19 protein-coding genes are annotated in these 20,550 nt (G+C 67.0%); 8 read left to right on the forward strand and 11 right to left on the reverse strand.

Annotated elements, in window-relative coordinates; all coding sequences use genetic code 11:
- Positions 1-58: 58 nt before the first annotated feature.
- Positions 59-484: a TerB family tellurite resistance protein gene (locus tag ABNQ39_RS32130; RefSeq protein ID WP_199237510.1), complete on the reverse strand. Its 426-nt coding sequence runs from the start codon at positions 482-484 to the stop codon at positions 59-61.
- Between the two features lie 262 nt (positions 485-746).
- On the opposite strand from ABNQ39_RS32130, the gene ABNQ39_RS32135 reads away from it, so the two are divergent.
- The gene (locus tag ABNQ39_RS32135; protein ID WP_376966187.1) at positions 747-3,497 is read left to right on the forward strand and encodes a response regulator; all 2,751 of its coding nucleotides are present in this window, start codon (positions 747-749) and stop codon (positions 3,495-3,497) included.
- Between the two features lie 34 nt (positions 3,498-3,531).
- On the opposite strand, the gene ABNQ39_RS32140 is transcribed toward ABNQ39_RS32135, so the two are convergent.
- The 3 genes from ABNQ39_RS32140 to ABNQ39_RS32150 all read right to left on the reverse strand — a co-directional run bounded on the left by ABNQ39_RS32140 (position 3,532) and on the right by ABNQ39_RS32150 (position 5,652).
- Positions 3,532-3,837 carry a hypothetical protein gene (locus tag ABNQ39_RS32140; protein WP_376966189.1) on the reverse strand — a complete coding sequence of 102 codons (306 nt, stop codon included), beginning with the start codon at positions 3,835-3,837 and terminating at the stop codon, positions 3,532-3,534.
- Positions 3,838-3,980: 143 nt separating this feature from the next.
- Positions 3,981-4,994 (reverse strand): inorganic phosphate transporter, encoded by a 1,014-nt coding sequence (locus ABNQ39_RS32145; RefSeq protein WP_376966191.1) that lies wholly within the window; start codon positions 4,992-4,994, stop codon positions 3,981-3,983.
- A 13-nt stretch (positions 4,995-5,007) separates the two neighbouring features.
- A complete protein-coding gene (locus ABNQ39_RS32150; RefSeq protein ID WP_376966193.1) occupies positions 5,008-5,652 on the reverse strand; it encodes a DUF47 domain-containing protein in 645 nt (214 codons plus the stop codon).
- A 268-nt stretch (positions 5,653-5,920) separates the two neighbouring features.
- Here ABNQ39_RS32150 and ABNQ39_RS32155 point away from each other — a divergent pair, with 268 nt between their 5' ends.
- On the forward strand, positions 5,921-6,436 hold the full coding sequence (locus tag ABNQ39_RS32155; protein ID WP_376966195.1) for a hypothetical protein: 516 nt from the start codon (positions 5,921-5,923) through the stop codon (positions 6,434-6,436).
- A 6-nt stretch (positions 6,437-6,442) separates the two neighbouring features.
- Here the strand turns inward: ABNQ39_RS32155 and ABNQ39_RS32160 are convergent, their stop codons facing one another.
- The 4 genes from ABNQ39_RS32160 to ABNQ39_RS32175 form a co-directional block, all read right to left on the reverse strand.
- Positions 6,443-8,224 carry a glycosyl hydrolase family 17 protein gene (locus ABNQ39_RS32160; RefSeq protein ID WP_376966197.1) on the reverse strand — a complete coding sequence of 594 codons (1,782 nt, stop codon included), beginning with the start codon at positions 8,222-8,224 and terminating at the stop codon, positions 6,443-6,445.
- Positions 8,225-8,492: 268 nt separating this feature from the next.
- Positions 8,493-9,104: a class I SAM-dependent methyltransferase gene (locus tag ABNQ39_RS32165; RefSeq protein ID WP_376966199.1), complete on the reverse strand. Its 612-nt coding sequence runs from the start codon at positions 9,102-9,104 to the stop codon at positions 8,493-8,495.
- Between the two features lie 186 nt (positions 9,105-9,290).
- Positions 9,291-10,064, reverse strand: a complete 774-nt coding sequence (locus ABNQ39_RS32170; protein ID WP_376966201.1) for a ferredoxin--NADP reductase — start codon at positions 10,062-10,064, stop codon at positions 9,291-9,293.
- Positions 10,065-10,301: 237 nt separating this feature from the next.
- Positions 10,302-11,744 carry a helix-turn-helix domain-containing protein gene (locus ABNQ39_RS32175; RefSeq protein WP_109490780.1) on the reverse strand — a complete coding sequence of 481 codons (1,443 nt, stop codon included), beginning with the start codon at positions 11,742-11,744 and terminating at the stop codon, positions 10,302-10,304.
- Positions 11,745-12,059: 315 nt separating this feature from the next.
- Between ABNQ39_RS32175 and aceA the strand changes: the two genes are divergently transcribed.
- Complete coding sequence (aceA, locus tag ABNQ39_RS32180) at positions 12,060-13,337, forward strand: isocitrate lyase (protein ID WP_012977719.1); 1,278 nt, start codon at positions 12,060-12,062, stop codon at positions 13,335-13,337.
- Between the two features lie 588 nt (positions 13,338-13,925).
- Positions 13,926-14,489 carry a DJ-1/PfpI family protein gene (locus ABNQ39_RS32185; RefSeq protein ID WP_109048549.1) on the forward strand — a complete coding sequence of 188 codons (564 nt, stop codon included), beginning with the start codon at positions 13,926-13,928 and terminating at the stop codon, positions 14,487-14,489.
- A 9-nt stretch (positions 14,490-14,498) separates the two neighbouring features.
- Here the strand turns inward: ABNQ39_RS32185 and ABNQ39_RS32190 are convergent, their stop codons facing one another.
- Entirely contained in the window at positions 14,499-14,654 is a 156-nt protein-coding gene (locus ABNQ39_RS32190) for a hypothetical protein (protein WP_376966204.1), read from the reverse strand.
- 423 nt (positions 14,655-15,077) lie between these two features.
- Between ABNQ39_RS32190 and ABNQ39_RS32195 the strand changes: the two genes are divergently transcribed.
- The 3 genes from ABNQ39_RS32195 (at position 15,078) to ABNQ39_RS32205 (ending at position 17,703) form a co-directional block, all read left to right on the forward strand.
- Positions 15,078-15,506, forward strand: coding sequence for a hypothetical protein (locus ABNQ39_RS32195; protein ID WP_376966206.1), 429 nt, complete (start codon positions 15,078-15,080; stop codon positions 15,504-15,506).
- A gap of 29 nt (positions 15,507-15,535) precedes the next feature.
- Entirely contained in the window at positions 15,536-15,667 is a 132-nt protein-coding gene (locus tag ABNQ39_RS32200) for a hypothetical protein (RefSeq protein ID WP_376966208.1), read from the forward strand.
- 365 nt (positions 15,668-16,032) lie between these two features.
- Positions 16,033-17,703 carry a methyl-accepting chemotaxis protein gene (locus ABNQ39_RS32205; RefSeq protein WP_376966210.1) on the forward strand — a complete coding sequence of 557 codons (1,671 nt, stop codon included), beginning with the start codon at positions 16,033-16,035 and terminating at the stop codon, positions 17,701-17,703.
- A 58-nt stretch (positions 17,704-17,761) separates the two neighbouring features.
- Here the strand turns inward: ABNQ39_RS32205 and ABNQ39_RS32210 are convergent, their stop codons facing one another.
- Positions 17,762-18,664, reverse strand: a complete 903-nt coding sequence (locus ABNQ39_RS32210; protein WP_376966212.1) for a prephenate/arogenate dehydrogenase family protein — start codon at positions 18,662-18,664, stop codon at positions 17,762-17,764.
- Positions 18,665-18,764: 100 nt separating this feature from the next.
- Positions 18,765-19,676, reverse strand: coding sequence for a hydrogen peroxide-inducible genes activator (locus tag ABNQ39_RS32215; protein WP_376966213.1), 912 nt, complete (start codon positions 19,674-19,676; stop codon positions 18,765-18,767).
- Between the two features lie 250 nt (positions 19,677-19,926).
- Between ABNQ39_RS32215 and ahpC the strand changes: the two genes are divergently transcribed.
- Positions 19,927-20,490, forward strand: a complete 564-nt coding sequence (gene ahpC / locus ABNQ39_RS32220) for an alkyl hydroperoxide reductase subunit C (protein WP_042697589.1) — start codon at positions 19,927-19,929, stop codon at positions 20,488-20,490.
- Positions 20,491-20,550 lie beyond the last annotated feature (60 nt).

The raw sequence follows: 20,550 nt of genomic DNA on the forward strand, positions 1-20,550 counted from the left end.
GAAAGGCTGGCTGTAAAGGACTGGCGCCCCCTCCCCATCGGAGAGGGGGCGGTCCCCGTCAGGCATCCAGCACGAACCGGGCGTTCTTCGCCGTCAGCGCTTCGAAATAGGGGCGCAGGGTCGCGTCGTCGAAGCCGAAGGCCTGCTGGAAGCGGATGATCAGGTCGCGCTCGCCCTGCTCCGCCTCGCCGTCGGCCATGGCGCTGTCGATCATGTTCAGCAGGATGCACAGCCGCTGCTGCTGGTTCAGCTTCGGCGCGACCTCGGCCAGGAAGCTGTCCGGCGGGGTGCTGCGGGCATATTTGAGGCAGCCGTCCAGCTCCTCCCGCGAGGCGCGGCGGCCGAGGACGGAGACGAGATGGCCGACCTCCTCCGGGTCGATCTCGCCATCCGACCCCATGCAGTAGACCAGCGACACCACCAGCGCGCGGCGCGGGTTCATCTCCAGCGGCGCGTTGCCCTTGAACATATCGAACAGACCCATCGCTCGACCTCCCCAATGGTTCAGACGCCTGCCCATCTGGGCCCATGGGGCAAGCCGCGCAAGATGGAGGGCGGCGCGATTTTTTCAAAGACTGTGGCGGGCGTTCCCAGCCCCGCAAGCCCCCTGAAACTGTCCGGCCATCGGGGCAAACCCCGAGCCCCCTCCCGGTCGAATAGCGCAGCCGTCCCATCGGATTCGTGATAGTTTGGATGTGAAGTTTCGGGCGGGCCGCATCGCGCATCGGCACACAAAAGGGGGATTTGTGGGACGCTTCCTACGGGGCGCGCTGGTGGTGGTGGTCGTGCTGGCCGCATTGGCGGGCAACGCGGCCCACAGGGTCTATTACGATTACCAGGACACCCAGCAGCGCCGCTTCGCCCTGGTGCGGGACATGGTCCGGCTGGTCGATGACCATGTCCGGCGCACGGTGCGCACGGCCGACGTGGCGCTCGACCAGGCGGCGGCCATGGTGGCGGAGGCCCGCGGCCTGGAGAAGCTGCGCGACCTGAAGCATTGGGCCCGTCTGCGCGAACAGGCCGCCCAGGTCGAGGGCGCCGACGCCATCTGGATTTACGACGCCGACGGCCGCGCCGTGCTCGAATCGGCCAGCTTCCCCAACCGCATCGCCGATTTCGCCGACCGGAGCGGTCTGGAGGCCCTGCGCGGCGGGACGCGCCTGCACATCGGCGCGGCGCAGCCGGTCCGGACCGGGTCCTATCCGCTCGCCTTTCCGGTTTCCCGCCCGCTGCATGACGACGAGGGGCGCTTCATCGGGGTGGCATCCGTGTCGATCCGGGTCAACCACCTGACCGACTTCTACAGCATTCCGGGCTTCGAATTCGATCCGCTGATCGCCGTCTACCGGCCGAACGGCGAGGTGGTCGCCCGCCGTCTGGAACCCGAAGTCTCGGCCGGACGCACGGCCGCAGCCGGGACGCTGTTCCAGTCCCGGCTGCGCGAGGCGCCGGAGGGGCAGTTCCTGTCGCTGTCGCCGCTGGACGGGGTGCTGCGCATCGCCGCCTACCGGACCGTCCGCGATTATGGGCTGGTGGTGCTGGCCGGCATCGACCGGGAAGAGGCGATGGCCGAATGGCGCACCCGCACCCTGCACACGGTGGTGGAAACCCTCGTCAGCCTGCTGGCGGTGCTGGGGATGCTGGGCTGGGGGATGCGCTATCTCGACCGCGAGCGCAAGGCGCAGGTGGCCCTGGCCGAGGCGCGGAGCGCGGTGGAGCGGACCAGCGCCGAACGCGACGAGAGCGCCCGGCTCGCCGCCGCGCTGAACCATGCCCGCGACATGGCGGAGAGCGCCCGGCAGGCCGCCGAGGCCGCCAACCGGGCCAAGGGCGAGTTCCTGGCCGGGCTGAGCCACGAGCTGCGCACGCCGCTGAACGCCGTCATCGGCTTCGCCGACCTGATCGCCCGCGAGGCGGAGGGGCCGGTCGGCACCCCGTCCTACCGGCAATATGCCGCCAATGTCCGCGACAGCGGCCAGCATGTGCTGGAGCTGATCAATGAGATCCTCGACCATGCGCGGGCGGAAGCCGGGGCGCTGACCATCGAGGAGGGGCACTGCGACCTGGAGGCCGCGGCGGATTTCGCCGTCCGCATGCTGACCCCGCGGGCCGAGCGCGCCGGCGTGCTGCTGTCGGCGGTGGTGGCGCCGGCGGTGGGCGCCTTACGTGGAGACGACCGCCGCATCCGCCAGATCCTGCTGAACCTGATCGCCAACGGGGTGAAATACACGCCGTCGGGCGGATCCGTGACCCTGTCCGCCCTGCTGGAGGACGGCACGCCGGTGATCCGCATCACCGACACCGGGCTGGGCATCCCGGCCGAGGATCTGGATCGCGTGCTGGAGCCTTTCGCCCGTGTCGAGAGCGCCGACCACCGCGGGGTCGAGGGCGCCGGGCTGGGCCTGCCGCTGACCAAGCGGCTGGTCGAGCTGCATGGCGGCACGCTGGCGCTGCGCAGCACGCTGGGCGTCGGCACCACGGTGACGGTGCGGCTGCCGGCGAACCGCCTGTGGCCGGCGGAGGCGTTGGGCATGCCGGCGACACCGCCGGCCCGGCCGGCCGCCGCCACCTCAGTTGGCAGCCCAGCCGCCAGCCCATCCATCGCCCCGTCCCTAACCGTCCCCGCACCGCCCTTGGCGCCTGCGCTGTCCCCGCCGCCGTCCGGACCGCTGTCGATCCTGCTGGTGGACGACGACCCGACCGTGCGCGACATGGTGGCCGGGCTGCTGCGCGGCTGGGGCCATCGGGTGATCGCGGCGACCAACGCCAACGAAGCGCTGGTGGTGCTGGACGGGCCGGAAAAGCTCGATCTGCTGCTCAGCGACGTCGTCATGCCGCCGGGCATGGACGGGACGGAGCTGGCCCGGCACACCGCCCGCATGCGCCCGGGCCTGCCGGTTCTGCTGGCCTCCGGCTTCGCCGCCCATGCCGTCGGCACGCCTGCCGGTTTCGGCCCCAACGTGGCGATGATCGCCAAGCCCTTCTCCATCGAGGACCTGCGCCGGCAGCTTGCCCGCATCGCCGGGGGGCGGGTGGGAGCGACACCCCAGGCCCAGGCAATCGTTCCCACGTCCCCTGCTCAGCCCTCTCCCCGTCCCGCCCAACCGCCGCGCCTGCTGATCGCCGAGGATCTGTCGATCAACCGCGAACTGCTGGCGGCTTTGTTCAAGGACAGCGGCTACTGCATCGATCTGGTGGCCGACGGGGCGGCGGCGGTGGAGGCGGTGAAGGCCGGCGACTACGACCTCGTGCTGATGGACGTGCAGATGCCGGGGATGGACGGGCTGGAGGCGAGCCGCGCCATCCGCGCCCTGCCGCCGCCCCACGGCGACCTGCCGATCCTGGCGCTGACCGCCGGTTCGTCGGACGAGGAACGGCGCGACTGCCGCGACGCCGGCATGAACGGGCACATCGGCAAGCCCTATGAGCGCGACCTGCTGCTGCGTCAGGTCGCACGCACGCTGGCCGCCGGGCGCAGCCGCACCGGCGCCGCCTGAAGGCCCGCCTCAAGCCGGGTCAGGGCTGCTCCGGTCAGGGCTGCTCGAACACCCTGGGGAAATGGGCGAGACGCCGGCCGAACAGGCTTTGCGGCGTGGCGTCGGTCACGACCGGCTCCGCTTGGCTGGCGGGCAGCGGCGCCATGGGCAGGGGCGTGGCGGAGAGCGCGCGCGCCGAGGTCGGGCGGGAGCGGCGTTCGGTCTTCTCGGGTGGGGCGTAGAAATGCAGGGTCAGCTGGCCGTCGGCTTCCGCCGCATAGGGCAAGCCTGGGACCGTCCGGCGTTCGGTGCCGGGAAGCACATACTGCTCACCTTGGTCGGTGCGTTCGATATGCGGCATGACCGGTATCCTGTCTCCACCGGACCGATCCTGCCGTTCCCGCCCTTGCGGGTCAAGGGCGGGCTGCGTCACGAAGGGCTTATCCGATCGTACCGGTATCCGCCCCCTCGTTCACAGGGTGTTCTCCCCCCGGATCGAGGCCCTTACGGGCGCAGGACGCTCGACACCAGCAGGTAGGACAGCCAGGCGACGATGCCGGAGGCGGGAATCGTCAGCACCCAGGCCCAGACGATTCGGCCCGCCAGACCCCAGCGCACCGCCGAGGTGCGGCGGGCGGAGCCGACGCCGACGATGGCGCCGGTGATGGTGTGGGTGGTCGAAACCGGGATGCCCAGCCACGTCGCGCCGAACAGCGTGATGGCGCCCGCCGTCTCGGCGCAGAAGCCCTGGTAGGGCTTCAGGTCGGTGATGCGCGACCCCATGGTGCGGACGATGCGCCAGCCGCCCATCATGGTGCCCAGCCCCATCGCCAGCTGGCAGGCGATGATGACCCAGAAGGGAACGTGGAAGGTATCGCCCAGCATGCCCTGGCTGAACAGCAGGACGGCGATGATGCCCATCGTCTTCTGCGCGTCGTTGCCGCCATGGCCCAGGCTGTAGAGCGCCGCCGAGAAGAGCTGCCAGTGCCGGAACTGGCGGTCGACCGTGAAGGGGGCGGCCCGGCGCAGCGCCCAGGACAGCACCAGCATCAGGAACAGCGCCAGCAGGAGGCCGATGCCGGGCGACAGCACGATGGCGACCGCCGTCTTGGTGAAGCCGCTGCCGATGATGGCGCCGAAGCCGGCTTTGGCGATGCCCGCCCCGGCGATGCCGCCGACCAGCGCGTGCGAGGAGGAGGACGGCAGCCCGAGATACCAGGTGATCAGGTTCCAGCCGATGGCGCCGATCAGCGCCGCCAGGATCACCGCCGGGTCCATCACCAGCGGATCGACCAGCCCGGTGCCGATGGTGGTGGCGACATGCAGGCCGAAGAACAGGAAGGCGATGAAATTGAAGAAGGCCGCCCAAAGGACGGCCAGCTTGGGCGACAGCACGCGGGTCGACACCACGGTGGCGATGGAGTTCGCCGCGTCGTGCAGGCCGTTGATGAAGTCGAAGGCGAGCGCCACCAGAACGATGACGGCGATCGCCGGCAGGCCGAGTTGCAGGGCCTCCATGACCGGGACCGCCTCAGACCTGATCGAGCGTGATGCCCGCGACCAGGTCGCCGACGTCGTCGCACCGGTCGGTCACCGCCTCCAGCATCTCGTACAGCTCGCGCCGGCCGAGGAAGGCGATCATGTCCGGCTTCTCCGCGATCAGCGACTGGAGCGCGCTGCGCAGGATGTCGTCGGCCTCGTCCTCGATGTCGGACAGCCGGCCGCAGAGATGGTCGATCCGCTCGGCGTTGCGGGCGATGGAGCCCAGGAGCGGCATCAGCTCGACCAGCACGTCGGCCTGCTGGCGGATCAAAGCGACGAAGCGGCGCATCGGTTCGTCGAACGCCTCGATGCCATAGAGGCCGGCATGACGTGGCACCTCGTCCATCAGGTCGATGGCGTCGTCCAGCGCGTTGATCAGCGACAGGATGTCCGAGCGGTCGAATGGGGTGATGAAGGCGCGGTGCAGGTCGCGCCCGGCATCCTTGGTGATGCGGTCGGCGTCCTTCTCCACCCGCTTCAGCGCGGCGACCTTCTGCGCGCGGTCGTCCGGTCCGGAATCCATCACCGCTTCCAGCGCAATGGATGCTGCCACGATATGGCGGGCCTGCTCGACGAACTGGTCGACGAAGCGTTCCTCCTTCGGCATCAGCGAACGGAATGCGCGCAGCAGCATGGGACGGTGACTCGCATAGACTGAATGGTTTGGCGCTGCTCTTAGCACGCTTCGCGGTGCGGTGCAGCGGCGGCATGTCATGTAAAGGTCATGAAACAGTCATTTGGTAGCAAAATCGCCACAGGTCGCGGCACATCGCCGCGTTTCACCCCTCCAACCGATCCGGCAAACCAGTTGGGCCGGCACCGTCAGCCGACCCCATGGAAAGCCGCCGGCCGCCTTCCCAAATCTCACCCGAAGCCCCTTCCCCGACCGCAGGGTTCCGCCCATGACGTGCCCATCCCCCGTTTCCCGCCTTGCCATGCCGGCGCTTGCCGCCCTGCTTCTGAGCGCCGCCCCGCTGCATGCCCAGACGGTTCCGCCCGACGACCCGGCCGGCCGGTGCAGCCCGACCGTCTCGGCCGCGCTCAGCACCTGGGACACCGGAGTCGCGGCGGCGGAGCGTTTCGGCGACAAGGCCGCGGCGGTGGCGCGCGAGAAGGGACGGGAGTATCTGCTGCCGCTGCTGGGGATCGACCCGAAGGCGGTGCCGCCCGACGCCAAGGGCGGCGGCACGACCGACGATGTCGGCCGCGCGCTGGAGGAAAGCCGCAACGATCCCAAGCGCCGCGCCGACCTCTGCGCCGCCATCACCCGCGCGGCGGACGAGGCGAAAAACTCGGCCGGCGCCGGGCTCGACGCGCTGAAACGGGCCCTGGACAACTGGCAGCTGACGCCGCCCGCCGCTCCGGCGCCCGGCCCCGCTCCGGAGACGCCGAAGCAGGACGGGCTGATCAAGACCTGATCCGGATCAGATCCGCCGCAGCGGACGCCGGGCGCTCCACACCCCGGCCAGGAAGGGCAGCGCCAGCAGGATCTGCAAGGCTGCCCAACCCAGCGCTTCCCAGTTCGGCCGGGTCCACTCGACCTCGTGCAGCGCCTCCGTGAAGGGCAGCTGGCCGTAGATCAGCGATTCGAGCGGCACGAAGCCCTCGGCCACCACGGTCAGCAGCGCCGCCAGCAGAAGCCCGAAGCCCAGGACCGACTCGACCGGCAGGCGGCGGACGGCGCCGCACAGGCCGCGCGGCGCACCGTCCGCGAAGGGAATCGCCGGACGGAACAGGCTGGCGATGCCGAGAGCGCCACGCGTCTCCGTCCCCACCGGCCGGCGGGCGGCGCGGATCAGGCCCAGCACCGGCAGCGCCACCGCCGGGATCAGCAGATACGGGTTGGGGAAGTCGCGGTAGCGGCCGTCGAAGACGATCAGCAGCGACCAGACCAGCGCCGCGACGCCCAGCGCCACGGCACTCCACCGCCCGACCCGCTCGGTGCGGGTCAGGGCCGGGCGGGCGTGGCGCAGGCCGACCAGCGGCTCGCTCGCCAGACCGCCGCTGGCCAGCGTGCGGTGGGCGGTCAGCAGCACCGCCAGCGACAGCGCCGCGGTCAGCGCCAGCATCGCCACCGCCAGCGTGGTGTCCTGCCAGTAATGCTTGCCATGCTCCGCCAGGAAGGCGGCGCGGACATAGAGGGTGGACAATACCTGCGCCAGCAGGATCAGCACCGCCCAGCCGGTGCCCGGCAGATGGCGGCGCAGCAGCGCCAGCCCGCACAGCAGCACCAGCGCCAGCCCGCTCGACGCCGCGAACAGCCAGGGCCACGCGACATTGCCGACGACCGGCCCGGCCAGCGAGAATTTCGGCGTGCGGTCGGCGTTGTACAGGCCCCAATGGCCGCCGACCGTGCCCTCCAGCTTGGCCTTCCACTCCTGGTCGAAGGCCTCGATCACGTTGTAGTCGAAGCCCTCCTGCTCGGCCATGCGGACGAAGGCGTTGACGAACTTCGCCTTGTTGACCAGCCCCGGCACGGCGGCGCCGCGCGAGCGGCCCTGCGTCGGCCAGCCGGTCTCGCCGACCAGGATCGGCTTGCCCGGGAAGCGGTGGGCGATGGTGCGGTAGCTCTGGCGGATGCGCTCGGTCGCCGCCTCGACGCCGGCCGGCACGTCCTCCCAATAGGGCAGCAGATGGATGGTCAGGTAATCGACATGGTCCGCGATCTGCGGGTATTTCAGCCACCATTCCCAGACGTCGGCGTAGGACACCGGCTGCTTCACCGCCGCCTTGACGCGGTCGATGTAGCCGGCGACCTGCTCCGGCGTCAGCTCGCGGCGCAGCAGCACCTCGTTGCCGACGATGACGCGGGTGATGACATCGGGATAGCGGTTGGCGAGGTCGATCAGCGAGGCGATCTCCGCCTCGTTCTTGTCGATCCGCGAGGACAGCCACGCCCCCATGGTGACCTGCATGCCGTGCTTGCGGGCCAGTTCAGGCACCACCTGCAAGCCTTCCAGCGAGGTGTAGGTGCGGATGCCGGCCACCTGCGGCGCCAGCGCGACGATGTCCTCCTCGATCTGGGCGGTGGAGGGCAGCACGCCGGTCAGCGGACTCTGCCCGTCGCGGAAGGGCGCGAAGGACACGCTGCGCAGCTTGCCGCCGGGCGGCGGGTCGAGCGGCACCGGCAGGTTCGGCAGGGACCAGACGGCGAGGTTGGCGAGGCCGGCGACGAGCAGCGCGGCGAGGATGAGGATCAGGCGCATGGGCGGGATGTCTACACCAAAGGCTTGACGGTTTGAACGGCGACCGTCGCACCAACAGGCCGGACGGCGATTTTATTCACGGACACGGACAGAAAATGGGCGCGCCCCCCAAAGGAGGCGCGCCCAGTCGGTCAAGGATTGAGTGACGTGCCTTCGTCACGGATTGGTAAACCGGCGGACGGGGGCGTTTATTCCGCCGGGGCGCCATTTTGTGCAGGTCAATGGCCTTCGTGGGTTCGATATGAGACACACGAAGCCGTAACCGGCCTCATCGGCCCGACCGGGCACGCGCCAGCCAAACCGTGTGACTGTTGCAGTCAGGATCCTCTCGTACATGCGCCACGACGTCGAACCCGTGCGCATCCAGCAGCCCACGGTATTCATCCCCGTTCAGGCTGGCATGGAAAAGGGGTTCGCCTTGAAGAGCACCGATCGCCTCTCCATGCGCGGGGCCACTGGTGAACATGAGAGCGGCGGCCGGCGCCGCATGGCGCTGAAAAACCTCGAACATCCGCCGTTGGTCATCCCAGCGCAGATGAAAGAAGCTGTTCCAGGCCAGGATGCCGTCAAAACGCCTGGGCAAGGACAGTCCGCGCATGTCCGACAGGAGCCAGCGATGCTCGGGAAACCGCTCCTGGGCCAGTCCGAGAAGAGGCGGAGACGTATCGATCCCCGTCACCGCGAACCCACGCTCGATGAAATAGCGCGCCACCGGATCGGCGCTCCCACAGCCCAGATCCAGAACAGCGCCCCCAGACGGCAGAAGCCCCTGGAAACGATCAAGCCAGACCTTCTCGAAAAGGCTGCGGCTGCGACTGGCCTCCCATACAAGGCCATGCTTTCGGTAAATCTCGATGATCTGATCGGCCGCGTCTGTCATCGCACCACCATAACGACGCGTCCGGGCTGCAACCAGGCCTCCCGGTCATCAAATCCAAGCAACCTGGGAAGAGCGAACGGACTCTGGGAAAACCGGAAGCCTTGAGTCCATCAGGCACTTCCGTGAACGCCTGATGGACTCCGGTGGAACGCATGAAACTCTGGCGCGGCCCGAAAGCCGACACCCTCACCGTTCGACGAACGCCTTTTCGATGACGAAGCCGCCCGGTTCGCCGTTGGTGCCCATGACGAAGCCGCGCTTTTCCATCATCGCAGTGGTCTCGGCCAACATCGCCGGGCTGCCGCAGATCATCACGCGGTCCTTCTCGGCATCCAGTTCCGGCAGGCCAAGGTCCTCGTAAATCTTGCCGGTTTCCATCAGCGTGGTCAGGCGGCCCTGGTTGCGGAAGGGCTCGCGCGTCACCGTCGGGTAATAGAGCAGCTTTTCCTTCACCTGCTCGCCGAAGAACTCGTTTTCCGGCAAATTGTGGTGGATCAGGTCGTCATAGGCCAATTCCGCCACGGTGCGGGTGCCGTGGGTCAGGATCACCCGGTCGAACTTCTCGTACATCTCCGGGTCCTTGATGATGCTGAGGAACGGCGCCAGGCCGGTGCCGGTGCTCAGCAGATACAGGTTCCGTCCGGGAAGCAGGTTGTCGGTGATCAGCGTGCCGGTTGCCTTGCGGTTCACCAGCAGCGTGTCGCCTTCCTTCAGATGCTGGAGCCGCGAGGTCAGCGGGCCGTCCTGCACCTTGATGCTGAAGAACTCCAGCGTCTCCTCGTAATGCGCGCTGACGAGGCTGTAGGCGCGCAGCAGGGGCCGGCCTTCGACCTCCAGCCCGATCATGGTGAACTGCCCCGGCAGGAAGCGGAAGGACGGATCGCGCGTGGTGGTGAAGCTGAACAGCGTGTCGGTCCAGTGGTGAACGGTCAGCACGCGCTCTTTGATCAAGTTGCTCATGGGGGCGTTCCAAAACCTGTCGAGGCCAAGCTCTGTTGGCAATGTTCAATACAGAAGTCCGGGACGCTGCGTTCAGGTGGCCGGCGCGATGACACGAGCGGAGCTGCCGCGACGCAACGGCCGAAACCTATCAACAAACCCGGTCGAAGGCCACGGATTTATACCAGTCAAATGACGGGCTTTCCGGCAAACAACACGAATTTTTCCGTACAACATTGATCTTGGTCAATTGAATCCCTATTCCGCGCTGGGCGGCGCGAACAGGTAGGGCGACAGGCCGCGCAGATTCTCATCGACGATAAGCCGATGATTCAGCGGCGGAAATGCCCGCTGCGAGCAGTCCAGCCGCGGGCAGAGCCGGCAATTCACCCCGATCGGCGTCGCCGCATCGGTGTTGGACAGGTCGAACCCGTCCGCATAGGTGACCTGAGCCGCATGCTGGACGTCGCAGCCCAGCGCCACGGCGAATTGCTGCGGCGGGCTGCGGTGGCCGCCGCCGGCCTTCACCACCGTGCGGGCGATGGAGAAGTACGCGGTGCCGTCCGGCATCTCCGCCATCTGGCTGTGGATCTTGCCCGGCGTGCGGAAGGCCTCGTAGACGATCCAGCGCGGGCAGCCGCCGCCGAAGCGGGCGAAATGGAAGCCGGCACCGGAGAAGCGCTTCGACACGTTGCCGGCGCTGTCCACCCGCATGAAGAAGAAGGGCACGCCCTTGGCCCCCGACCGGTGCAGGGTGGTCAGCCGGTGGCAGACCTGCTCGAAGGAGGCGTCGAAGCGCCGCCGCAAAATCTCGATGTCGTAGCGCAGCTGGGTCGCCGCCTCGTGGAAGCGGGCATAGGGCATCAGCACCGCCGCCGCGAAGTAATTCGCCAGCCCGATGCGGGTCAGCCGCCGCGCCTCGTCGTCCGACAGGTTGGCGGCATCGACGATGCCGTTCAGCAGATCGCGGTGGCGCAGCAGCGCGATCTGGCAGGCCAGTTGGAAGGTGCGGCCCGACGGCGCCAGCATCTCCGACAGCAGGATGCGCCGGCTGTGGCGGTCGAAGCGGCGCACCGCATAACCCATCACCTCCGACGGCAGCAGGCGGACGCGCACGCTGTGCTGGGTGTTGAGCCAGTCGACCAGCCCGCGATAGAGGTCGCCGCGCTCCAGCTTGCCATCCTGCCACAGGCTTTCCGCCGCCGCCTCCAGCTCCGGGAAATGGTTGGAGTGGGTCTGGAACAGGTCGCGCACCTCGTCCTGCGGGAAGCCGGTGGCCTGCACCAGATGCAGCTTCTCGCGGTCGGCCACCCGCTCCGCCAGGGCCTGGAGGTCGTCGCGCGCGCCGCGGAAGCCGCGATAGAGCGCCACCACCGCCTGCCCCAGCGTCGGCGCCACCGCCGCCAGCTCGCGGAAATCCTGGTTCTTGATGTCGGAGCCGTCGAACAGCTGGTCGGCGAACACCTCGCGCAGGCCGGCCACCAGCCGGCTCTCCTCGTCCTCGGCGAAGGCCTGGAGATCGACGCCGAACTGCTGGCCCAGCTTCAGCAGCAGCGGCACCGTGACGGGTCGCTGGTTGTGCTCGATCAGGTTCAGATAGCTGGGCGAGATGCCGAGCTGGTCGGCCATCTGCGCCTGGGTCAGGCCCTGGTCGCGGCGCAGGCGGCGCACCTTCGGACCCAGCATCGCCTTCTTTTCCATGGTCGCCAAAACCAGCCCCCTCGACGGATCGCAAAATTTACAAGATTTACGGATTTACAGGATTGTGAATACAGCAGTTTACAAACGGACCTTTTTACAAACAAGGGCTTATTGCAACGCACTCGGGCGGGGTTTAAGTCTTGGTTCACGGCCGCGCTGTAAAGCGCAAGCGGCCCCGAAGACACCGGACGGCAGAGCAAGGGCGGGAGGAAACGCCACTGCCTACAACCGGTTCCGGGACCGACAAAAGGCCCGCCCCGAGACCCCAGTTCCGCCCCGATCGACCGGGCGCACCGGACAAAAGGAACCTGACCCATGTCGCTCGATGAAAAGACCAAGACCGCCATCCACGCCGCCCGTTACGAGGGCATCCGCCGCGACTACACCATGGACGACGTCAAGCGTCTGAGCGGCTCGGTCAAGATCGAGTACACGCTGGCCGAGCTGGGTGCGCGCCGCCTGTGGGAGCTGCTGAACACCGAGCCCTACATCAACACCCTGGGCGCCCTGACCGGCAACCAGGCGATGCAGGCGGTCAAGGCCGGCCTGAAGGCCATCTACCTGTCGGGCTGGCAGGTCGCCGGTGACGCCAACACGGCCGGCCAGATGTACCCGGACCAGAGCCTGTATCCGGTGAACTCGGTCCCGGCGGTCGTCGAGCGCATCAACAACACCTTCAAGCGCGCCGACGAGATCCAGACCTCCGAGGGCAAGGGCGACACCTACTGGTTCGCGCCGATCATTGCCGACGCCGAGGCCGGCTTCGGCGGCCCGCTGAACGCCTTCGAGCTGATGAAGGCGATGATCAAGGCCGGCGCCGCCGGCGTGCACTGGGAAGACCAGCTGGCTTCGGAAAAGAAGTGCGGCCACCTCGGCGGCAAGGTTCTGATCCCGACGCAGCAGCACATCCGCACGCTGAACGCCGCCCGTCTGGCCGCCGACACCTGCGGCACCTCGACCCTGGTGATCGCCCGCACCGACGCCGAGTCGGCGCAGCTCATCACCTCGGACATCGACGAGCGTGACCATCCCTTCATCGACTTCGACAGCGGCCGCACCACCGAGGGCTTCTTCCGCCTGAAGAAGGGCATGGGCGTCGATCACTGCATCGCCCGCGGCCTGTCCTACGCGCCGTATTCGGACCTGATGTGGTGGGAGACCTCCAAGCCGAACCTGGACGAAGCCCGCCGCTTCGCCGAGGCTGTGCACAAGCAGTTCCCGGGCAAGATGCTGGCCTACAATTGCTCGCCCTCCTTCAACTGGAAGGCCAACCTGGACGACGCCACCATCGCCAAGTACCAGCGCGAGCTGGGCGCCATGGGCTACAAGTTCCAGTTCGTCACGCTGGCCGGCTTCCACAGCCTGAACTACTCGGCCTTCACGCTCGCCAAGGGTTACGCCGAGCGCGGCATGGCCGCCTACTCCGAACTGCAGCAGGCCGAGTTCGCGGCCGAGAAGGACGGCTACACCGCCACCAAGCACCAGCGCGAAGTCGGCACCGGCTACTTCGACGCGGTCGCCACGGCGATCTCCGGCGGCACCTCCTCGACCACCGCGTACAAGGACTCCACCGAGGCTGACCAGTTCCATTGATCGCAGGTTCCGATCAACGGGATTGGTCCGTGATCCAGTGTGCGAGCTGGATCTTTTCGAACGGCTGATGCTTTGACTTGCCGACGGCCGGGGGCCTTCCCCCCGGCCGCTTTTTTTTGGCCTCGTCTCCGCCGCCACACGGTTCATTCGGAATAATCCTTCGGCGAAGCCACGCCCCTGTGGTATGGCTGACCTGCGCCGCATCAACCGGTGGTATGGGGCGGTTGGCCCGAAAGTCTTGAACTGGGCTGGTAAATGCAGTCGAATCCACCGGTTCCGGCGGAATCCGGCACGCAGCATCCTTGGGTGCGCCGCGGAATCCCTTGTTGACTTGGGGCCTCATCGGGACCAATTAAGTCCCCATGCTGAAAACAAACCGATCCGGGACGTAAAGGTCCCACACGCCGGCACCCGACTTCGGGGTCCCGGCGGGCGGAACTGGCCGCCGCGCATCCCCATGCGCGGCGATGACCGTTTCCCGACCGCCTCCCCTGCTTCGGCGGGCCCCCGGCGGGTTCTCCCCTGGCCGACATGCCATCGGAGATGCTCCGGCGTTCTATTGGTGAAACGATGAAAGGACAAGACAGTATGGATCAATCGCTCGCAGGAAAGTCCATCGCCATCCTCGTCTCCAACGGCTTCGAAGAAGCGGAGATGACCGAGCCGCAACGCGCCCTGATCAAGACCGGCGCCACGCTGCGTACCATCTCGACCGAGACGGGTCTGGTCAACGGCTGGCACGGCAAGTCCTGGGGCCATTACTTCCCGGTGGACAAGCATCTGAGCGAGGCGCTCGGCGCCGACTTCGACATGCTGCTGCTGCCGGGCGGTGAGCGCAGCGTGGCGAAGCTGCAGCAGTCGGCCCACACCCGCCGCATCGTCGGCCACTTCCTGGATGCCGGCAAGCCGATCGCCGCCATCGACCAGGGCATCCAGCTGCTGGCGATCCCCGGCAAGCTGCGCGGCCGCCTGCTGGCCGCCCCGGAGGCCTACCGCGCCGACCTGACCGCCGCCGGCGGCAAGATCAGCGACGAGGCCCTGGTCGTCGACGACATCACGGTCTCGGCGCTGGGCCAGGACCAGCTGAACGAGTTCGTCGAAGCCGTGGTGAAGCTGTTCACCGAGCTGGGTTCCGTTCGCAAGGCCGCCTGATCTCCATCCTCAGACGGTCCCGAAACGGCCGCCGCACCACCCGGGTGCGGCGGCCGTTTCGTTTTCAGCCTCCCCGCGCTGGTTGGCCTTGAGCGCCAGAACCTGGTCACCGTCGCCGCCATCCGCATGATGATCCACCGGCTCGGCTATCCCAACCGACGACATCCAACCGCTCCACAGTCTGTCGAAACGGGGACCGTCGAAATGGGGTCTTACGCGGTGTCGCGTCCCAACTTACCCGATTGCCCTGCAGTGCGCTCTTGTGACAATGTATGATCCATCAATAGTGGAGTATATTGAAAGATGAGCGTAGATATGTCTGGATTCAATGGCTTGTCCAGCAGAACGATATTTTGCGCATGGACTGGAAAAAACCCGCTTAGCCAACAAAGACTTAACTGTCTATTTTCTCTCATGCAGAACCCTTGCTGCCCAGTAATACTTTTAAAGAGCAGCACACTTTCCAATTGGATATTGCCGGACTCTCCATTGCATCCCGCTTACGAATACCTAAGCGAGACTCATAGGAGTGACTATCTCAGGTGTTATCTAATGCATCATTTCGGAGGTGGTTATTCAGATATAAAGTTGACTGGCTACAACTGGCTTCCTGCATTTTCTGCACTGGAGAACAGTGACGCAGATGGAGCTGGATACACTGAGCTTGGTCCAGGATGCGTTGCCGTTCATCCCTCATCCGATGGCCCCGCGCTGAGGGCAGCATATAAGAAATTGATCGGGAATGCAGCTTTCCTGTTCAAGAAAAGAAGCAGTTTTACAACGGAATGGTTCAAAAGAGTGAATAACGCTCTTGACGAGAAAATGGATTTACTTAAAGAAAACCCTTCAAAACACCCACAGGATGTCTTGGGAATGCAATTTAGTGATGGAACGATATCAAAATATCCACTCCGATGGGCTGAAATCCAAGGAGAGGTGTTCCATCAATTAACGTTCGAGAGAGTGGACAGCGTGATACATGTCGACATTGTGCCGTTATTGCATTCTTATCGCTAATCGTCTCCAACGGCTTCGAAGAAGCGGAGATGACCGAGCCGCAACGCGCCCTGATCAAGACCGGCACCATGCTGCGTACCATCTCGACCGAGACGGGGCTGGTCAACGGCTGGCACGGCATCAGCGACGAGGCTCTGGTCGTCGACGACATCACCGTCTAGGCGCTGGGCCAGGACCAGCTGAACGAGTTCGTCGAAGCCGTGGTGACGCTGTTCACCGAGCTGGGTTCCGTTCGCAAGGCCGCCTGATCTGCATCCTCGGACGATCCCGAAACGGCCACCGCACCAACCGGGTGCGACGGCCGTTTCGTTTTCGGGCTTCCTTCACGCCCCATTCGACTGGCAGCCTGTGACCATTGCCCGACACCCTGGATTTCCGACGAATTCACTCACCTTCCGCGTTGATAATTTTAAACATTCGGATTAGTAAGGTTGAGGGTCGAATAATACCTTCGGGTGGACAAGGTTCTTGCCGAGGGTTTGGCGGGGATGCGGGCAAAATGGCTAAAATTCGAGCATTCGGACAGTTGACCATCCGTGCCAAGATCATCGTCGCGGTGCTGGGCACTGTGGTGATGGCCGGCGCCTTCGGAATTTTCACGCTCAGCCGGCTTGAAATCCTAAACAATGCTGCCGAAACCATGCGCAGCCGTTCGCTGCCGGCGACCCAGCTGGCCGGTCAACTGACCTCCGCCGCCCAGAGCCACCGCATCGCCGAAGCCGCCTATGCGCTCGCCACCAACGAGATGCAGGTGAACCAGGCGGAAAAGGGCTGGACCGATGCGGTGACCGAGGTTGCAACGCGCCGTCAGGCAGCCGGTACCCGCTTCACCGGCGGCGACGGCGCCGCAAGGCTGGCCGCCTTCGACGAGGCCTGGACCGCCTATGCCACCGCGGCCGACCGCGTGCGCGGCCAGGCCCGCGACGGCAACGCCCAGTCCGCCGTCAGTGTCTTCAAGCGTCCCAGCGCCGTCGCCTTCGCCCGCGTGCAGGAGGCGCTCGACGCGCTGGTGGACAGCACGATGGCCGATGCCGGCGCCGTCGCCGACCAGGGGGCGGCGGTCTACAGCAGCGCCCACGGCATGGTGCTGGGCGGGGTGACGCTGTGCACCCTGCTGGCGCTGGGCTTCGGCGCCGTGCTGGTGCGCGGCATTTCCCGCCCGATCCTCGATGTCGCCGGTTCGCTGGAGCGGCTGGCCGCCCGCGACTTCACCGCCACCTTCGAAGAAGGCCGCCGCGACGAGATCGGCCGCATGGCGACCGCCGCCCGCGTCTTCCGCGACACCATGCTCGACACCGAACGCCTCCAGCAGGAGCAGGAACGGCTGAAGACCGCCGCCGCCGAGGAGCGCCGGCGCGAACTGCGCACGCTCGCCGACGGCTTCGAGGCGACGGTGAAGCGGCTGGTCGAGGCACTGTCGAATTCGACCGCCGAGATGGCCGCCGCATCCTCCGCGATGGCCGAGGGCGCCGCCGAGACGGCGCGCCATTCCGACGCGGTGTCGTCGGCCGCCGGCCGCGCCTCGGCCAATGTCGACAGCGTCGCCGCCGCCACCGCCGAACTGTCGGCCAGCTTCACCGGCATCGCCCGTCTGGTCGCCGATTCCGCCGGCATCGCCGCCGATGCCACCCGCGACGCCGAACGCAGCACCACGGTGATGGGCAGCCTCGCCGAGGCGGCGGAGGAGATCGGCAAGGTGGTGGAGATGATTTCCGGCATCGCCGGCCAGACCAACCTGCTGGCGCTGAACGCCACCATCGAAGCGGCCCGCGCCGGGGAGGCCGGCAAGGGCTTCGCCGTCGTGGCGAGCGAGGTGAAGCAGCTCGCCGGCCAGACGGCGAAGGCGACCGCCGAAATCCAGGCGCGCATCGCCGAGATTCAGAGCGCGTCGGGCACCGCGGTCGACACCATCGGTGCCGTGACCCGCACCATCGCCCGCCTGAACGAGATCTCCAGCGAGGTCGCCGCCGCGGTCGAACAGCAGACCGCCGCGGTGGGCGAGATCGCCGCCAACATCCAGGACGCCGCCGACGGCACCCGCACCGTCTCCGACAACATCGCCGCCGTCACCTCCGCCGCCGCGTCCGCCGAACGGGCCAGCGGCGTGATGGTGCGCTCAGTGGACACGGTGCAGGACGACGCCGGCCGGATGCGCCAGGAGGTCGACGGCTTCCTGGGAGCGTTGCGGGCGTCTTAACAGGCAGGAATGAAACCGCCGGTGTGCGTTTCCCTCTCCCCTTCGGGGAGAAGGCGTTTTAAGCCTGCTTGGCGTCGATGATTCCCCGGCGCACGGCGCGGGTCTTGGTGAAATGGTCCTGCAACTGCTCCCCCTCGCCCCAGCGGATGGCGCGCTGCAAGGCCGTCAGGTCCTCGGTGAAGCGCTGGAGGATTTCCAGCACCGCCTCGCGGTTGTTCAGGAACACGTCGCGCCACATCACCGGATCGCTGGCGGCGATGCGGGTGAAGTCGCGGAAGCCACCAGCCGAGAATTTGATGACCTCGGACTTGGTGTCCTCCTCCAGGTCCGACGCGGTGCCGACGATGGTGTAGGCGATCAGGTGCGGCAGGTGCGAGGTGATGGCCAGCACGCGGTCGTGGTGGCTGGCCTCCATGATCTCGACGGTGGAGCCGACGCGGCGCCACAGCTCGGTCACCTGCTCCAGCGCGTGGCGGTCGGCGCCGGGCGGCGGGGTCAGGATGCACCAGCGGCCCTGGAACAGCGTGGCGAAGCCGGCCTCCGGCCCCGAATGCTCGGTGCCCGCCACCGGATGGCCGGGGATCAGATGGACGCCGTCGGGCAGATGCGGCCCGACGTCGCGCAGGGTCGCCTGCTTGACCGAGCCGACATCGGTGACGATGGTCCCAGGGCGCAAAAGCGGCCCGATGGCCTCGGCCACCGCGGCATAGCTGCCGACCGGGGTCGACAGCACCACCAGATCGGCGCCGGCCAGTGCGGCGGCCGGATCGGTGGAGGCCTCCGCCACGATGCCCAGTTCCAGCGCCTTGGCGCAAGCCACGGCGCTGCGGTCGGTGCAGACCACCTGCCGCGCGATCCCATACTCCGCCAGCGCCCGCGCCAGGGACGAGCCGATCAGACCGATGCCGACGATGGCGACGCGGTCGAACAGGGGTGCGGTATTGGTGGCGGTGGTGGACATGACGCTGGGTGTCCCGAAAGCGGAGTGAACGGGCGAAAAACCGTCCCGTTTAAACCACCTCGCACCCGCGGGACCAAGCGAATCTTTCGCCACCGCTCCGTCAGCCGTCCTTCGCCGTCATCTCCGTCCTGAGCGCTTCGGCCAGCCGCTGGAAGGTTTCCTTCCGCCCCGAGGTTTTCCTCCAGGCCAGCGCGATCCGCCGTCCCGGCCGGTCGCCGGCCAGCGGGCGTACCGCCAGATCCAGCCCGCGCAGGATGCCGGAATCGACCGCCATCTGCGGCAGCAGCGTCACCCCCAGCCCGTTCGCCACCATCTGCACCAGCGTGTGCAGGCTGGTGCCCTGGAAGGCGGTGTTGTGCGGCGTGGCGTCCAGCGCGCAGGCCGCCATGGCGTGGTCGCGCAGGCAGTGCCCGTCCTCCAGCAGCAGCAGATCCTCCGACGGCACCGTCACCGGCTGCGCCGGATCGCCGACGCCCAGCCGGTGCCCGGTGGGGCAGACGAAGGAGAAGCGGTCCTCGGCGATGTCCTCCGTCTCCAGATCGCCCATCGGGTAGGGCAAGGCCAGCAGCGCCGCGTCCAGCTTGCCGGCGTTCAGCTGCTCCAGCAGCCGCGCCGTCTGGTCTTCGCGCAGATAGAGCCGCAGCCGCGGGAAGCTCTCGCGCAGGGCCGGCATCACGCGGGGGATCAGGAAGGGGCCGATGGTCGGGATCACCCCGAGATGGAGCGCGCCCGACATCGGGTCGGCGGCGGAGCGGGTGATGTCCACCAGCTCCTCCGCCCCCTTCAGAAGCTGGCGCGCCCTCTCCGCGATCTCGCGGCCGAGCGGCGTCGGCAGCACGGAACGGCGCGTGCGCTCCACCAGCGTGGCGCCCAGCAGATCCTCCAGCTCCTGCAAGCCGGCGCTCAGCGTCGACTGGCTGACGAGACAGGCCTCGGCCGCCTGCCCGAAATGGCAGCGGTCGACGACGGCGACGAGATAGCGGAGCTGGCGCAGGGTGGGGAGCGGTTTCATGCCCGGTTATGTAATCGGATTTATCGATCAGTTCAATTGGTATTTTCTACTTCTCTTGATCACAGATTTCCCGTATTCCTCCACGGGTCAACGGGACACAGGGAACATCGCCCCGCACACTGGCCACACGGCAGGCCCTCTTGTTCGACCCGGTGCGCCGCACTAAGTCGGGCATGTCACGGCCACCGGCCGGGGCCAACGGCCAGGGATTGGGGCGACAACCAATCATCGCATCCATCGGAGAACACAAATGTCCTTGATCAACAGCGAGATTAAGCCCTTCAAGGCGACCGCGTACAAGAACGGCAAGTTCATCGACGTTACCGACGCCGACCTGAAGGGCAAGTGGTCGGTCGTGTTCTTCTACCCGGCCGACTTCACCTTCGTCTGCCCGACGGAGCTGGAAGATCTGGCCGACAACTACGCCGAATTCCAGAAGCTGGGCGTCGAGGTCTACAGCGTCTCGACCGACACCCACTTCTGCCACAAGGCCTGGCACGACACCTCGCCGGCCATCGGCAAGATCGGCTACACCATGATCGGCGACCCGACGCTGGCGATCAGCCGCAACTTCGAGGTCCTGATCGAGGAAGTCGGTCTGGCCGACCGCGGCACCTTCGTCGTCGATCCGGACGGCAAGATCCAGATCGTCGAGATCACCGCCGGCGGCGTCGGCCGCGACGCCAAGGAACTGCTGCGCAAGATCAAGGCCGTGCAGTACGTCGCCGCCCATCCGGGCGAGGTCTGCCCGGCCAAGTGGCAGGAAGGCGAGAAGACCCTCGCCCCGTCGCTCGACCTCGTCGGCAAGATCTAAGGCTTTCCCTTAACAGGGAAACCACGGATCGGGGGCCGGCTCCGGCCGGTCCCCACCCCC

Source organism: Azospirillum sp. A26 (assembly GCF_042604635.1).
In the GTDB taxonomy this organism is placed as follows: domain Bacteria; phylum Pseudomonadota; class Alphaproteobacteria; order Azospirillales; family Azospirillaceae; genus Azospirillum; species Azospirillum palustre.

What these genes read in the sequence shown, in the direction of transcription:
- ABNQ39_RS32175 (WP_109490780.1), bottom strand. Translation starts at nt 11,744, where the DNA reads ATGGAAAAGAAGGCGATGCTGGGTCCGAAGGTGCGCCGCCTGCGCCGC.
- ABNQ39_RS32200 (WP_376966208.1), top strand. Translation starts at nt 15,536, where the DNA reads ATGACCGAGCCGCAACGCGCCCTGATCAAGACCGGCACCATGCTGCGT.
- ABNQ39_RS32140 (WP_376966189.1), bottom strand. Translation starts at nt 3,837, where the DNA reads ATGCCGCATATCGAACGCACCGACCAAGGTGAGCAGTATGTGCTTCCC.
- ABNQ39_RS32160 (WP_376966197.1), bottom strand. Translation starts at nt 8,224, where the DNA reads ATGCGCCTGATCCTCATCCTCGCCGCGCTGCTCGTCGCCGGCCTCGCC.
- ABNQ39_RS32165 (WP_376966199.1), bottom strand. Translation starts at nt 9,104, where the DNA reads ATGACAGACGCGGCCGATCAGATCATCGAGATTTACCGAAAGCATGGC.
- ABNQ39_RS32185 (WP_109048549.1), top strand. Translation starts at nt 13,926, where the DNA reads ATGGATCAATCGCTCGCAGGAAAGTCCATCGCCATCCTCGTCTCCAAC.
- ABNQ39_RS32145 (WP_376966191.1), bottom strand. Translation starts at nt 4,994, where the DNA reads ATGGAGGCCCTGCAACTCGGCCTGCCGGCGATCGCCGTCATCGTTCTG.
- ABNQ39_RS32170 (WP_376966201.1), bottom strand. Translation starts at nt 10,064, where the DNA reads ATGAGCAACTTGATCAAAGAGCGCGTGCTGACCGTTCACCACTGGACC.
- ABNQ39_RS32190 (WP_376966204.1), bottom strand. Translation starts at nt 14,654, where the DNA reads ATGTCGTCGGTTGGGATAGCCGAGCCGGTGGATCATCATGCGGATGGC.
- ABNQ39_RS32130 (WP_199237510.1), bottom strand. Translation starts at nt 484, where the DNA reads ATGGGTCTGTTCGATATGTTCAAGGGCAACGCGCCGCTGGAGATGAAC.
- ABNQ39_RS32150 (WP_376966193.1), bottom strand. Translation starts at nt 5,652, where the DNA reads ATGCTGCTGCGCGCATTCCGTTCGCTGATGCCGAAGGAGGAACGCTTC.
- ABNQ39_RS32210 (WP_376966212.1), bottom strand. Translation starts at nt 18,664, where the DNA reads ATGTCCACCACCGCCACCAATACCGCACCCCTGTTCGACCGCGTCGCC.
- ABNQ39_RS32155 (WP_376966195.1), top strand. Translation starts at nt 5,921, where the DNA reads ATGACGTGCCCATCCCCCGTTTCCCGCCTTGCCATGCCGGCGCTTGCC.
- ABNQ39_RS32215 (WP_376966213.1), bottom strand. Translation starts at nt 19,676, where the DNA reads ATGAAACCGCTCCCCACCCTGCGCCAGCTCCGCTATCTCGTCGCCGTC.
- aceA (WP_012977719.1), top strand. Translation starts at nt 12,060, where the DNA reads ATGTCGCTCGATGAAAAGACCAAGACCGCCATCCACGCCGCCCGTTAC.
- ahpC (WP_042697589.1), top strand. Translation starts at nt 19,927, where the DNA reads ATGTCCTTGATCAACAGCGAGATTAAGCCCTTCAAGGCGACCGCGTAC.